The organism is Streptomyces sp. NBC_00582, assembly GCF_036345155.1.
In the GTDB taxonomy this organism is placed as follows: Bacteria; Actinomycetota; Actinomycetes; order Streptomycetales; family Streptomycetaceae; genus Streptomyces.
The window spans coordinates 10025156-10039236 of sequence record NZ_CP107772.1 but is presented as its reverse complement, the minus strand read 5'-3'; the positions used below and the strand labels follow the sequence as shown (position 1 = coordinate 10039236).

Below are 14081 nucleotides of genomic sequence, written 5' to 3'. Positions count from 1 at the left end.
AACAGGAGAACCGACAGACGCTCCGCACTCTCAGCAGGGAAGACGAGCGTGTGAGGACTCCCCGGATTCATCGGGGTCAAGGAGCCGAACCCCATCCCCAATACTGGGCAAAATAGCCCATATCAACCAGGCGGCCGGGGTGCGGCCGCCAGTGATGGCGAAATACATCCGAGGTTTCCTTTGTCAGCGGGTCCATCTGCGTCTACAGTCACCCTGCCGCCATTCCTCCGATGACTATGAGAGGCGCTCATGGCGCCGAGGGTGGCGCGGCCGCTACGGCCGGTCCCCCTCACGCAACACCTATGACAAGGAGTTGACCAGTGAAACTGCTACGAGTCGGCGCACCCGGCGAGGAGCGGCCCGCTGTCCGCACCGACGACGGCCGACTGCTGGATCTGTCCTCCGTGGCCTCCGACATCGACAGCGCCTTCCTCGCCGGGGACGGCGTCGACCGGGCCCGTACGGCGGTCGAGGCAGGCGGGCTGCCCGAACTGGACACGGACGGACTGCGGGTCGGCGCGCCTGTCGCCCGTCCCGGCAAAATCGTCTGCGTCGGTCTGAACTATCGCGACCACGCCGCCGAGACCGGTGCGCCGATCCCGCCACGTCCGGTGGTGTTCATGAAGGACCCGGGCACCGTCGTGGGCCCGTACGACGAGGTGCTGATTCCCCGCGGTTCGGTGAAGACGGACTGGGAGGTCGAACTGGCGGTGGTCATCGGCCGACGGGCGCGCTACCTCGACGGACCCGCCGCAGCGCGGGCCGTGATCGCCGGCTACGCGGTCAGCCACGACGTCTCCGAGCGCGAGTTCCAGCTGGAGTACTCGCCGCAGTGGGACCTGGGCAAGTCCTGCGAGACCTTCAACCCCCTCGGCCCCTGGTTGGTCACCGCCGACGAGGTCGGCGACCCGCAGGACCTCGCACTGCACCTGAGCGTCAACGGCGTCAAGCGCCAGGACGGCCACACCAGCGACATGATCTTCCCGGTCGAGGACATCGTGGCGTATCTGAGCCAGTACATGGTTCTGGAACCCGGCGACGTGATCAACACCGGTACACCCGCAGGCGTGGCCCTCGGTCTTCCCGGCACCCCCTATCTGCGTTCCGGTGACACCGTCGAGCTGTCCGTGGACGGACTCGGCAGCCAGCGTCAGACCTTCGGCCAAGCGTGAAAGGCACCCCCTTGACTGCCAACTCAGCCCGGATCACCGCGGTCGACACCTACGACGTCCGCTTCCCGACCTCACGGGAACTGGACGGCTCGGACGCGATGAACCCGGACCCCGACTACTCCGCTGCCTACGTCGTGCTGCGCACCGACGCAGGCGACGGGCTCGAAGGCCACGGCTTCACCTTCACCATCGGACGCGGCAACGACGTCCAGGCGGCCGCGATCAACGCACTGCGGCCGCATGTGGTGGGGCGTGATGTGGCGAAGCTGTGTGCCGACCCGGGCTCGCTCAGCCGCGATCTGATCGGGGACAGCCAGCTGCGCTGGCTCGGCCCCGAGAAGGGCGTGATGCACATGGCCATCGGGGCCGTGATCAACGCCGTATGGGACCTCGCCGCCAAGCGGGAGGGCAAGCCACTGTGGCAGCTGCTCGCCCACGCCGAACCCGAGTGGCTGGTCTCCCAGGTCGATTTCCGCTACATCGCCGACGCCCTCACCCCCGCGGAGGCCCTGCAGCTGCTGCGCGAGGGCCGGGCGGGACAGGCGGAGCGCGAGGCCATCCTGCTGGAGCGCGGCTACCCCGGCTACACCACCTCCCCGGGCTGGCTCGGCTACTCCGACGACAAGCTCACCCGGCTCGCCAAGCAGGCCGTCGCCGACGGCTTCACCCAGATCAAGCTCAAGGTCGGCGCCGACCTCGACGAAGACATCCGGCGGCTGCGCACCGCCCGGGCCGCCGTCGGCGACGGCATCCGCATCGCCATCGACGCCAACCAGCGATGGAACGTCGACGAGGCGATCGAGTGGACCAACAGCCTCGCCGAGTTCGACCCGTACTGGATCGAGGAGCCCACCAGCCCCGACGACATCCTCGGCCACGCGGCAGTACGCCGCGCGGTGGCACCGGTGAAGGTCGCCACCGGCGAACACGTGCAGAACCGCATCGTCTTCAAGCAACTCCTGCAGGCCGGCGCCCTCGACATCCTCCAGATCGACGCGGCCCGGGTCGGCGGAGTCAACGAGAACCTCGCCATCCTGCTGCTCGCCGCCAAGTTCGGGGTGCCGGTGTGCCCGCACGCCGGCGGGGTGGGGCTGTGCGAGCTGGTGCAGCACCTGTCGATGTTCGACTACCTGGCGGTGTCCGGCACCACCGACAACCGCGTCATCGAGTACGTCGACCATCTCCACCAGCACTTCACCGCGCCCGTGGTGATGCGTGACGGCCACTACGCCGCTCCGCTCGCCCCCGGCTTCTCCGCCACCATGCGCGAGGAATCCCTCGCCCGATACCGCTACCCCGACGGAACGTTCTGGGTCGCCGACCGCGCCGGACAGGAGGACGCGACATGACCGATCTGTCAGGTCTCAAGGCCCTCGTCACCGGAGGCGCTGCCGGGATCGGGCTCGCCACGGCCCGGGCGCTGGCCGCGCAGGGCGCGGCGGTGGTCGTCCTCGACCTCGAACCCACGGGTGTGCCACGGCCGTTGCTCGGTCTCAAGGCCGACGTGAGCGACGACGCCTCGGTACGCGCCGCCGTGGAGGCCGCGGCCACCGCGCTGGGCGGCATCGACATCGTCGTCAACAACGCCGGCATCGGCGCCATCGGTACCGTCGAGGACAACCCCGACGAGCAGTGGCACCGCGTCCTGGACGTCAACGTCCTCGGCATGGTCCGCACCACCCGGGCCGCCCTGCCCCATCTGCGCCGATCCGCGCACGCGTCCGTTGTCAACACCTGCTCCATCGCTGCCACCGCCGGCCTCCCCCAGCGCGCCCTGTACTCCGCCAGCAAGGGCGCCGTGCTGTCCCTCACCCTCGCCATGGCCGCCGACCACGTCCGCGAGGGCATCCGCGTCAACTGCGTCAACCCCGGCACCGCCGACACCCCGTGGGTGACGCGGCTGCTGGACGCCGCCGACGACCCGCAAGCAGAGCGTGCCTCACTCAACGCCCGCCAGCCCATGGGCCGTCTGGTCACCGCCGACGAGGTGGCAGCCGCCATCGTCTACCTCGCCGGTCCCGCCGCGGCGTCCGTCACCGGCACCGCCCTCGCGGTGGACGGCGGCATGCAGGGGCTACGGCTGCGCCCGGCGGCCCGGCCGTGAGGACCACCACGCTGGGCGGCAGCGCGGTCGGGGTCACACAGCTCGCGCTCGGGTGTGCCGGCCTCGGCAACCTCTACCAGCCGGTCACCAACGAGGCCGCCCTAGCCACCGTGGCGGCGGCCTGGGACGCCGGAATCCGCGCCTTCGACACCGCGCCCCACTACGGGCTCGGCCTGTCGGAACGGCGGCTCGGCGCGGCACTGCGCGACCGCCCCCGGGACACCTACACCGTCTCCACCAAGGTGGGCCGGCTGCTCGTACCCGACCCGGAGGGCGGCTGCGGCGACGACCTCGCGAACGGCTTCGCCGTCTCCGCGACCCACCGTCGCGTCTGGGACTTCAGCGCCGACGGCGTGCTGCGCTCGCTGGAGGCGAGCCTGGACCGCCTCGGCCTCGACCGGATCGACGTGGCCCTGCTGCACGACCCGGACGACCACGCCGAACAGGCCCTGCGCGAGGCCTACCCGGCGCTGGAACGCCTGCGCACCGAAGGCGTGGTCGGGGCCATCGGCATCGGGATGAACCAGTCGGCGCTACCCGCCCGCTTCCTGCGCGAGACCGACATCGACGTCGTGCTGCTGGCCGGCCGCTACACCCTCCTGGACCAGGACGGCCTCGTCGAACTGCTGCCGGAGGCCGCCGCCCGCGGCCGGAGCGTGGTCATCGGCGGCGTCTTCAACTCGGGGCTGCTCACCGCCCCGCGACCGGGTGCCACGTACGACTACGCCCCGGCACCCCAGCCGGTGCTCGACCGCGCGCTGCGCCTGCTGGAGGTGACCGAACGCCACGGCGTTCCGCTGCGCGCCGCCGCCCTACGCTTCCCCTTCGGCCACTCCGCGGTCGCGAGCGTCCTGACCGGCGCCCGCTCCCCCGAAGAGCTACGGGACACCGTCGAGCAGCTGCGCCGCCCGGTCCCGGACGCGCTGTGGGACGAGCTGCGCGCCGAGGGACTGCTCGCCGTGGACACCCCCGTCCCCGTATCGACGCCGTCGAAGGAGCCTTCTTGAGGATCGCCCCGCACACCAGGGTCCGCGCCGACCGCGTCGAGGAGTACGAGGCGGCCCACCCCCAGGTGCCCGAGGAGCCGACGGCCGCCATCGGCCTCGCGCGCGAGAGCGAGTGGACCATCTGGCGGTGGGGGTCCCCCCGCGCCAGCGAAGTCGGGCGTGGGGGAGGCAGCGACCTGTCCCCCGTCCTGGACGTCGAGGACTACCCGGCGATGATCCCCGAGCCGGTGAAGCCGCCGCTCGACATCGCCAGGCAGGCGCGGACGGCCGAACTCCCGGACGTTGTCCACGACTGCTCCGCCGAGGGCTCGAACGCCTCACTGCCGGTGGTGTGGCAACGGTGACCGTGCCGCATCCCAGGCCGGGCATCGTCGACGCCCACCACCATGTGTGGCAGCTCTCGGTCCGCGACCAGGACTGGATCACCGGCCCCGAACTCGCTCCGCTGCGCCGTGACTTCACCCTCGCCGACCTGGCGCCGGAAGCCCGCGCCGCCGGAGTCTCCGCCACCGTCCTGGTGCAGACGATCACCGTGCCGGAGGAGACCCCTGAATTTCTGGAGCTGGCGGCGGACAACGATCTGGTCGCCGGTGTCGTCGGGTGGACCGACCTGACGGCACCGGATGTCGCCGACAGCCTCGCGTGGTTGCGCGCGGGCCTCGGAGGCGAGTATCTGGTCGGCATCCGCCATCAGGTACAGGGAGAACCGGACCCTCGCTGGCTTGTGCGCCCTGACGTGCTGCGCGGGCTGACGGCGGTCGCCGAAGCGGGACTCGTCTACGACCTGGTGGTGAAGCCTCATCAGCTCAGGGCCGCGGCCGAGGCCGCCGCGCGCCTGCCGCAACTCACGTGCGTCCTGGACCACGCGGGCAAGCCGCCCATCGTGTCCGGTGACTCCGCCCCATGGGCTGAGGAGGTCCGATGGTTCGCCGCCCTCCCCAACACCGTCTGCAAACTCTCCGGCCTGGTCACCGAGGCGGACTGGGGCACCTGGACGGTCGAGGACCTCAAGCCGTACACCGACACGGTCCTGGACGCCTTCGGTCCCGAACGCGTGATGTTCGGCTCCGACTGGCCGGTCTGCCGGCTCGCCGCCTCCTACGGCCACGTGGTCGACACAGCACAGAAGCTGACCGCCTGGCTCACCCCCTCGGAACGCCACGAGGTCTTCGCCGGCACCGCCGAACGTACCTACGGCCTGACCTTCACCGGATTGCCGGGCCCACTCCAGGAAGCACCATGCGCATAGCTCTCTTCATCACCTGCTTCAACGACACCATGTTCCCCCGCACCGGCCAAGCAGTGACCGCGCTCCTGGAACGCCTCGGCCACACCGTGGAGTTCCCGCAGGGGCAGACCTGCTGCGGCCAGATGCACTTCAACACCGGCTACCGTCCCGAAGCCCTGCCCATGGTGCGCCGATTCACCGAGGTCTTCGCGGGCTACGACGCCGTCGTCGCCCCCTCCGGATCCTGCGCGGGCATGGTGCGCGACAACCACCGGGTGGTCGCCGCCCAGTACGGGGACCCCGTTCTCACCGAGGCGGTCGAGCAGGTGGCGCCCACGGTGTACGAACTGTCGGAACTCCTCGTCGACGTACTGGGCGTCACCGACGTCGGCGCGTACTTCCCGCACCGCGTCACCTACCACCCCACCTGCCACTCACTGCGCATGCTGCGCGTCGGAGACCGGCCGCTCAGGCTGCTGCGCGCGGTGAAGGGCATCGACCTCGTCGAACTGCCCGCCGCCGACTCCTGCTGCGGCTTCGGCGGCACCTTCGCGCTGAAGAACGCCGACGTCTCCAACGCCATGCTGGCCGACAAGATGCGCCATGTCCTGGACACCGGCGCCGAGTTCCTGACCGCCGGCGACAACTCCTGTCTCACGCACATCGGCGGCGGCCTGTCCCGGCTCCGCACCGGCGTCGGGACACTGCACCTGGCCGAGATCCTGGCCTCCACGGAAGGGGACACACGGTGAGCGGCGCCGACAACGTCGTATGGCTGGGCACACCGGCCTTTCCCGAGGCCGCGCGCGACGCGCTCGCCGACACCCGGCTGCGGGCGAACCTGCGCCGGGCCACCGGCACCATCCGCGACAAGCGCCTCGCGGTCGCCGCCGAACTGGAGGACTGGGAGGAGCTGCGGGAGACGGCCGCGGCGATCAAGCGCCACACCCTGCGTCACCTCGACCACCATCTCCTGCGGCTGGAGAAGGCGGTGACCGCCGCGGGCGGAACCGTGCACTGGGCGGCGGACGCCGCCGAGGCCAACCGCATCGTCACCGGCCTGGTGGAGGCGACCGGCGAACGGGAGGTCGTCAAGGTCAAGTCGATGGCCACGCAGGAGATCGGCCTCAACGAGGCGCTCGCCGACGCCGGCATCCGCGCATATGAGACCGATCTCGCCGAACTCATCGTGCAGTTGGGCGGTGACCGCCCCTCCCACATCCTCGTGCCGGCCATCCACCGGGGCCGCTCCGAGATCCGGGAGATCTTCCGGCGGGAGATGGGAGAGTGGGGCAAGCCCGCCCCCGACACCCTCACCGACGACCCGCGCGACCTCGCCGAAGCGGCCCGGCTCCATCTGCGGGAGAAGTTCCTGCGCGCCAAGGTGGCCGTCTCCGGGGCCAACTTCGCAGCCGCCGACACCGGCACGGTGGTGGTCGTGGAGTCGGAGGGCAACGGACGGATGTGCCTGACGCTGCCGGAGACACTGATCACCGTCATGGGCATCGAGAAGGTGCTCCCGTCCTTCGCCGACCTGGACGTCTTCCTCCAGCTCCTCCCCCGCTCGTCCACTGGCGAGCGCATGAACCCGTACACCTCCCTGTGGACCGGCGTCACCGAGGGCGACGGTCCCCAGGACTTCCACCTGGTGCTCCTCGACAACGGCCGCACCGCCACCCTGGCGGACGAGGTGGGTCGCCAGGCGCTGAACTGCATCCGCTGCTCGGCCTGCCTGAACGTCTGCCCGGTGTACGAGCGCACCGGCGGCCACGCCTACGGCTCCGTCTATCCCGGGCCGATCGGCGCCGTCCTGACCCCGCAGCTCGTCGGCGTCGAGAACGCCGCCTCGCTGCCCTTCGCCTCGACTCTGTGCGGGGCCTGCTACGACGCGTGCCCCGTGAAGATCAACATTCCCGAGGTGCTGGCCCATCTGCGCGCCGAGGCGGTGGAGGCGAAGCGCCAAAGCCGGCTGCTGCCCACCACCGAGGCGCTGGCCATGAAGGCCGCGACGGCGGTGCTGTCCTCCCCGAAACGCCTGGCAGCCGCCCAGCGGCTCGCAGCCCTCGGCGCCCGCCTGGTGGCCCGCGAGGGCCGGATCGGCTTCCTGCCGGGTCCCCTCGCCCGCTGGTCCGCCACCCGGGACGCGCCGGCGCCGGCCCGGGAATCGATGCGTGCCTGGTGGCGCCGTACGAGAACGACCGGACGAGACGAAGGCCCTACGACGGCAGAAGGGAACGAAGCACGATGAGCGGCCGCACGACAGTCCTCAGCGCGGTGAGGGCGGCTCTGGGAGACGTCCCGGGCTCCGAGAGCCCCGACGACGTACCGGTCCCGCGCGGAGCACGCGCCGATCACGCGGGGCCGGACACCGTCGGACTGTTCACCGATCGCGCCGCCGAGTACCGGGCCACGGTGGTCCGTGTGCCGTCGGCCGACGCCGCGGCCGCCGTCGGACGCGCGCTGGCACGCACCGGAGCGCGGTCCGTGGTCCTGCCGCCGGAACTCCCCGAGGACCTCGTCCCCGAGGGACCCTGGTCGCGGCTGGAGGACGTCCCGCTGCTGACGGTGGACCAGCTCGACGCGGCGGACGCCGTGATCACCACTGTCGCCGCCGCCATCGCCGTCACCGGAACCGTGACCCTCGACCACGGCTCCGGCCAGGGCCGCCGGGCCCTGACCCTGCTGCCGGACCAGCACATCTGCGTGGTCCGGGCGAGCCAGGTAGCCCCCGACGTACCCGAGGCGCTGCAACGGCTGGACCCGTACCGGCCGCTGACGCTCATCTCCGGCCCCTCGGCCACCAGCGACATCGAACTGGACCGGGTGGAAGGCGTGCACGGGCCGCGCGTCCTGGACATCGTCGTGATCGAGGACGCGTAGCGGCCCGTCGGCGGTGTGCGGCCACCGCCCCCGTCAGCCGACTGGCCTGATCGTCCACAGCAGGTTGGTGCTCTGCTGCCACGTCCACTGCTTGGTCACGGCCCCCGAGGCGACCATTCCGCCGCCGTCGAGGACCAGTCCCGTGCTGCGGTTGGCGATGGAGTACTGGCCTTGGCCGCGGTGGACGATCTGCCATTGCTGGGTGTTGCCGCCGTCCCAGGCCTTCTGCCGGGCCGGGTCGCCGTTGCCGGTGGCGCCCCAGCCGTCGGCCACCATGCCGTTGGTGCGGTTGACGAGCCTGTAGTAGCCGTTCCCGAGTTCGATGGCCCGCCACTGGAGATTGGCGCTGTCTACCGACTCCCACTGCTTCAGGTTCGAGCCGCTCGCGACATTGCCGCCGCTGTCCAGCACCAGGTGGTTCGTGACATTGGCCAGGCTGAAGTATTTGTCGGGCCTGAACGTCACCTTCAGGGAGGCGATGGCGTCGTTGTTGCCGGTCACCCGGAGGTCGGGGGTGTTCGAGGTGAACGTCCAGGCGGTGCCGGTGAAGTTGTCGCCGGAGTAGCCCGTCACCTGGTAGCCGTCGGGCACCAGGAGCGACGAGGCCATGGCAGGTCCCAGGCCGGCGGCCGACAGCTGGGAGGAGGTGTAGCCGCCCAGCGGCAGAACGGCCCGGGCACCTTCGTAGTCGACGTTCTGGAATACCGTCGCCGAGACCCGCACGGGCATGCCCTGCACCTCGACGCACACCACGGAGTCGTTGGCGTTCGGCGCGGTGGCGGGAACGGTGACGTTGATCTGGTCGGTGACCGTGTACGGGAGCGAGACCGAGGGGTTGTTCAGCAGATAGACGCGGTTGATCGTGTTGTCGATCGCCGGGATCCGCAGCTGCCCGTTCGTGGGCCAGGTGAAGACGTGCGCGAAGAGCTTCCCGTTCTTCTTGGTGACCTTCCCCCAGGCGGGTTCGGCGGCGAACGGGCTGCCGCTGGTGCCGTGAATGCTGTCGCTGTACGTCGACATCCATGAGGCCAGGCCGTTCAGGACGGTCTGGGTTCCCGCGGTGACCGAGCCGTCGCCCTTGGGACCGATGTTCAGCAGGTGGTTGCCGTCCCGGGAGACGACCGTCACGAGCTCTCGAACGATGTCCGTGACTGACCTGTAGGAGTTCTCCTTCGACGCGTCGTAACCCCAGGCGCCGTTCATGGTGGCGCACCGCTCCCACGGCCGGCCCATCGGCGTGCCGGGTATCCCGAACTCCGCGACCGCGTAGTCGCCGAGGCCGTGGTCCCGCCTGACCCGTTCGTTGACGATGAGGTCGGGCTTGCGGGCGATCAGCCAGTTGTAGAGGTCGACGCCGTCCGATGTCAGCCACCAGTCTTCCAGGGTGGGGCTGGAAGGTTCGCCGAACCAGTCGCCGTCGAACCAGAGCAGTGCCGGGTCGTAGCGGTCCAGCAGTTCCTGGAGCTGTGCCTTCATGTCGGCGATGTAGGCGGTGCGGGCGGCCTGCGAGGACATCGTGGTGAGACCGCTCTCGTGACGGTCCGTCTGGGAGGGGTGGTTCCAATCGAGGATCGAGTAGTACAGGCAGAACTTGATGCCTCTGGTCTCGCACTCCGTCTTGAGGTCCATGAGCAGGTCGTCACGGACGCCGTTGTAGTCGTGCAGGTTGTACTGCTTGGTGGCCGTGGTGTCGGTGAAGCCGGGGACGTTGGAGTCCCACATCGCGAAGCCCTCGTGGTGCTTTGCGGTGATCACGAGGTACTTCATGCCGGCGTTCTTGGCCAGTTCGGCAATGGTGGCGGCGTTGAACTGGGTGGGGTTGAAGTTGCGGGTGACCTGGGTCTGGTAGTCCGCCTTGCTCCACTGCTGGCTGTCGAACGCCCACTCACCCCGGCCGAGGTACGAGTACGACCCGAAGTGGATGAACATCCCGAACCTGGCCTGGTACCACCAGTCCATCTTCGAGGGGACGGTGTACGCCTCGGCGGTGGAGGGCCACAGGGCCTGTGGCAGCCCGAAGGCCGCCACTCCTCCGGCCAGGGCGGCGGCCTTCATCAGTGAGCGTCTGCTGAGGGGGGCAGAGGACATGGTGCGGCTCCATGTGTCACGTGAGGGATGACAGGCGTCAGGAACGGCGCGCCGACATGGCGGCCGTCCTCGGCGTTGCCCTGAAGAAGACATCGGATGGATTTATAGGAGCATGAAGGTGGCCGCGTCTATAGCGAGACGAGATTCAACCAGAACAGCCTTGTGCACAGCCACCCTTGGAGGCATGCCGAGCCTGAAGGATCACACCCTCCACCTCGGGAAACCACATACATCGGATCTCTTCGGGGCGACTCTTCAGACCGTTACGCCTACTCAGCTACAGCGGAGTCCCCCCGTCCCGCCTGGCCGGACTGCGGCTTGGGGTGCCACTGGTCCCGCAACTGCACCACCGACGCCAAGATCAGGGTCCAGTTCGCCGGGCGGTCGTCACCGGCATGCCCGCAGGCGCTGGCGCCTGACGCCTGGCACAGGCCGTGCCAAACGCGTGCGCGACCACGCAGGCACGGGAGCTGGTGGCGGCGAGGAGCGCGGGCATGGCAGGCCGCAGAGGGATCACGTGCATTGAATCGATTCACCAGACAGTTTCCTGACCGGATTTGGTGGAAAATTCAGACAGTACAGGTAGTTGACGGTCATGAGAGGAAGCCCTAAGGTCCCGATCTATGCAAGTTGAAAGCATTCAGTCCGTCGAGGCTGGCAGCCTACGACCAGCAGGACCGGACAGTGCTGACGCTCCGTCAGACCGCAAGCGCTTCCCCTTCGCCCCCGCTCGACGGTCGGGCGTGTCCCATTGCATCGGCGACCTGGGCTAGCACGCCCGAAGCCCTCCATCTCGCCCGGCAGAGGCCATGGCATAGGACCCAGAGAGCACACGAGCCGCCCTTCTGCCTCGCTGCGAGTCGCGTGAGGGCGAGCCGAGGCATCGGCTCTTGCTCTTGAGGAATCACCCCTCGATCCAAACCCTTTCAGGCGTCCTGCCCGGGACGGCTCGTTTCTGATGCCCTCAGCCGTCAGGAGTGCCGGGAAGGCTGCTCGTCCAGCACCACTCACCCAACCCGAGGAAAGAGAAGAGTTTTGAACAATTTCATGGCACGCCGTACCGTATCGGCGCTCGTCGTCATTATCCCGCTCACGATTCTCACGGCCGCGTGCGGTAGTGAGAATAAGGATCCCGAGAGTGCTGTGCCGACAAACCCCACTACCGCAGAAAGGGGTTATCCCTTGGACCCCATAAAGAAGGGGTTGACGATTGCCTTCGTCCCGAAGCAGTTGGGGAAGAGTCTGTATTTTGCGGCTGCGAGCGAAGGCGGTAGGGAAGTTGTCGAGAAGCTCGGCTCGACATTCAAGCAGGTTGGCACTTCCGACAGCACCGACACAGCGGGGCAGGTAAAATACATCAATCAACTCACCGACGAGGGAGTTGACGCCATAGTTGTCTCCGCACAGGACCCCGACGCTCTTTGCGGCGCGCTCAAGCACGCGATGGACAAGGGTATCCGAGTGGTCACGTACGACTCCGACACGCGCCCCGAGTGTCGTAACGCCTTCGTCTCCCCTGCCGATCCAGATCAGTTGACCTTTCCGCTGATCCATTCGCTGGCGCAGCAGATCGACTACAAGGGAGACATAGCGATTCTCAGCGCCGCAAAGAGTGCGACGAACCAGAACAACTGGATCAAGTACATGAAGGAAGACCTCAAGCACGACCCGAGCTATGCAGATATCAAACTGATCACCGTCGCCTACGGCGACGACAACGCTGATAAGTCTTATCGACTCACCGGGAGTCTCCTCAAGAAGTACCCGAACCTCAAGGCGATCATTGCTCCGACCTCCGTCGGCATCAATGCCGCCGCTCAGTACCTGTCGCAATCGCCCTTCAAGGGTAAGGTGAAGCTGACTGGCCTGGGAACGCCCAACACCATGCGGGAGTACGTCAAGGACGGCACCGTCGAGAGTTTTGAACTCTGGGATCCCACCGAACTCGGGAAACTCGCAGCGTGGACCGCGGAGTCCCTTGCCTCGGGGCAGATCACAGGACGGGACGGACAAGGTTTCAGAGCCATGGACGGACAGCTATTCGTGCTTGGAACCAATGGCGTTACCAACCTGGGAGATCCAACCGTCTTCACCATCAAAAACATCGACAAATACAATTTTTAAGGGTCGTCCCGTAAAAGATCTATGCCATGCCCGATGACCTGCACGACACGGGCGCGGACCTTGCGGTGGGAAGCGTTGTGTTCCTCCTTCCAGGCCGGGAGCTCGGCCTGGCCCCTCTCGCGACGGTGCGGGACGACCAGGCCAGTGCCCCAGTAGTTGGTCCGCCAGTACGCGACACCAGCAGGACCCGGTCTTCCAGCGGCAGGCTCCACGGCCGGCCCCTGCGGACCGGGTCCGCACCCTCGCGCCGCAGCGCGGTGATCAGCTTGCCGAACAGCCTAGGGCCCTTCTGACGGATCTCCGTGGGTGAAGGAGCGGCGTTCGGCACGCCCGCTCGGCGTGCGGCGTGGAGGGTCATGTGGCGGAGCCACCTGGCCCTTCGCGCCGTGCGGCGAGCGGGCGTGCCGGGCGTCGCGACGCCGCGGAGATCCGTCAGAAGGGCCCTAGGGCTCAGCCCGGTGAACGGGGCTGTCCAGGACTACTCCGACGCCGTGATCACACCAGCCACACCAAGATCATGCCACTGCGAGATCGCCCCCTGGCAGCCCCGAGGGTGCGATCCGCCTGCCTTGCCATAGGGCGAAATCCCATTGCTGGATCTCGTCGAGCCGCTCGAAACTCAAGTCATGCTTGGATTCGTCAGGACCGACAACGAAGCCCTCGTCTCGTGCTTGGGCGACCCTCAGCGCACGGTTGCGGCCTACCGCGAGCTGCTACGACGTGGGCAGAACGCATTGAGCGCGATCCGCGCCGGCCTCCGCGACGAGAATCCGGCTGTCCGCGAGGGCTGCTGTCGCCTCCTCGACCACCTTGTCGACATCGAGTCCATGGAAGAACTCATCGCCATGGCCGACGACCCCGACGCCCGGGTCAGGATCGCCGCATTCCACGCCCTGGCGTGTGACCGGTGCAAGGGAGACAGCTGTGCACCGGGCCCAGGCCAGCTACTCGAACCCGCGTTGCGCCACTTGGCTTCGGACCCTGACGCGCACGTCCGGGCAATGGCTGCCGAGCTCGTCGGCAAGTTCACCCACTCTGATGCACGCGCCATTGCCGCCTTGTCAGCGGCCCATGCCAAGGACCCGAGCCCTGCCGTGCGGAAGAAGGCGGGGTGGTTCACACCTGGCGGGACCATCTACGAACGGACTGCCCCGCCTGCCCCTTGATAACGGGACAACCCGTCGACGAGCACGGGGGCCCCTGGCACCATTGCGGCAGGACGGAGTCACTCCACACGTGGGCGTCTGCCCTGTTGCCCGGTGCGGGGCGGGCGGCGGCCACCACCAGGCGGGTGTCAGCATCGCTTCGCGAACGAGCCCGCGGTACTGAAGTGCGTCCACAAGGCGCTGATGCGGCGAGCTAAGGCCGCTGCCGCTGGACCGTGCTCTGCAAGGCGGCGGCGAACGCCTTCCAGATTGCCTGCGAAGTCCGCCGATCGACGCTCACTTTGAAGTGCCTTGCCCTGATGGATCAGCGTG

General features: G+C 68.4%; 12 protein-coding genes and 2 pseudogenes. 11 read left to right on the top strand and 3 right to left on the bottom strand.

The annotated features are described in order from the left end of the window. Positions 1-320: 320 nt before the first annotated feature. The 9 genes from OG852_RS45525 to OG852_RS45485 are packed head-to-tail and all read left to right on the top strand — an operon-like array spanning position 321 to position 8391. On the top strand, positions 321-1172 hold the full coding sequence (locus OG852_RS45525) for a fumarylacetoacetate hydrolase family protein (RefSeq protein ID WP_330350999.1): 852 nt from the start codon (positions 321-323) through the stop codon (positions 1170-1172). 11 nt (positions 1173-1183) lie between these two features. Continuing rightward, positions 1184-2521 (top strand): L-fuconate dehydratase, encoded by a 1338-nt coding sequence (locus tag OG852_RS45520; RefSeq protein ID WP_133917737.1) that lies wholly within the window; start codon positions 1184-1186, stop codon positions 2519-2521. Further along, positions 2518-3276 carry an SDR family NAD(P)-dependent oxidoreductase gene (locus OG852_RS45515; RefSeq protein ID WP_133917738.1) on the top strand — a complete coding sequence of 253 codons (759 nt, stop codon included), beginning with the start codon at positions 2518-2520 and terminating at the stop codon, positions 3274-3276. The genes OG852_RS45520 and OG852_RS45515 overlap by 4 nt, the downstream gene beginning before the upstream one ends. Further along, entirely contained in the window at positions 3273-4283 is a 1011-nt protein-coding gene (locus OG852_RS45510; RefSeq protein ID WP_133917739.1) for an aldo/keto reductase, read from the top strand. Before OG852_RS45515 ends, OG852_RS45510 begins: the two co-directional genes overlap by 4 nt. Then, positions 4280-4627 carry an L-rhamnose mutarotase gene (locus tag OG852_RS45505; RefSeq protein ID WP_330350998.1) on the top strand — a complete coding sequence of 116 codons (348 nt, stop codon included), beginning with the start codon at positions 4280-4282 and terminating at the stop codon, positions 4625-4627. The genes OG852_RS45510 and OG852_RS45505 overlap by 4 nt, the downstream gene beginning before the upstream one ends. After that, on the top strand, positions 4624-5532 hold the full coding sequence (locus OG852_RS45500) for an amidohydrolase family protein (RefSeq protein ID WP_330350997.1): 909 nt from the start codon (positions 4624-4626) through the stop codon (positions 5530-5532). Before OG852_RS45505 ends, OG852_RS45500 begins: the two co-directional genes overlap by 4 nt. After that, positions 5523-6263, top strand: a complete 741-nt coding sequence (locus OG852_RS45495; protein WP_133917741.1) for a (Fe-S)-binding protein — start codon at positions 5523-5525, stop codon at positions 6261-6263. The genes OG852_RS45500 and OG852_RS45495 overlap by 10 nt, the downstream gene beginning before the upstream one ends. Continuing rightward, positions 6260-7759: a LutB/LldF family L-lactate oxidation iron-sulfur protein gene (locus tag OG852_RS45490; RefSeq protein WP_330350996.1), complete on the top strand. Its 1500-nt coding sequence runs from the start codon at positions 6260-6262 to the stop codon at positions 7757-7759. The genes OG852_RS45495 and OG852_RS45490 overlap by 4 nt, the downstream gene beginning before the upstream one ends. After that, positions 7756-8391, top strand: coding sequence for a LutC/YkgG family protein (locus OG852_RS45485; RefSeq protein ID WP_330350995.1), 636 nt, complete (start codon positions 7756-7758; stop codon positions 8389-8391). Before OG852_RS45490 ends, OG852_RS45485 begins: the two co-directional genes overlap by 4 nt. 33 nt (positions 8392-8424) lie before the next feature. Here the strand turns inward: OG852_RS45485 and OG852_RS45480 are convergent, their stop codons facing one another. Further along, positions 8425-10479 carry an alpha-L-fucosidase gene (locus tag OG852_RS45480; RefSeq protein WP_330350994.1) on the bottom strand — a complete coding sequence of 685 codons (2055 nt, stop codon included), beginning with the start codon at positions 10477-10479 and terminating at the stop codon, positions 8425-8427. 1035 nt (positions 10480-11514) lie between these two features. Here OG852_RS45480 and rhaS point away from each other — a divergent pair. Beyond that, complete coding sequence (gene rhaS, locus OG852_RS45475) at positions 11515-12603, top strand: rhamnose ABC transporter substrate-binding protein (RefSeq protein WP_330350993.1); 1089 nt, start codon at positions 11515-11517, stop codon at positions 12601-12603. Positions 12604-12638: 35 nt separating this feature from the next. Here the strand turns inward: rhaS and OG852_RS45470 are convergent. Then, positions 12639-12961: pseudogene (locus tag OG852_RS45470) on the bottom strand (hypothetical protein); the annotation flags it as partial. A gap of 232 nt (positions 12962-13193) precedes the next feature. Here OG852_RS45470 and OG852_RS45460 point away from each other — a divergent pair. Beyond that, entirely contained in the window at positions 13194-13769 is a 576-nt protein-coding gene (locus OG852_RS45460; RefSeq protein WP_330350992.1) for a HEAT repeat domain-containing protein, read from the top strand. 46 nt (positions 13770-13815) lie between these two features. Here OG852_RS45460 and OG852_RS45455 read toward each other — a convergent pair. Continuing rightward, positions 13816-13905: pseudogene (locus tag OG852_RS45455) on the bottom strand (IS5/IS1182 family transposase); the annotation flags it as partial. Positions 13906-14081: the final 176 nt, after the last annotated feature.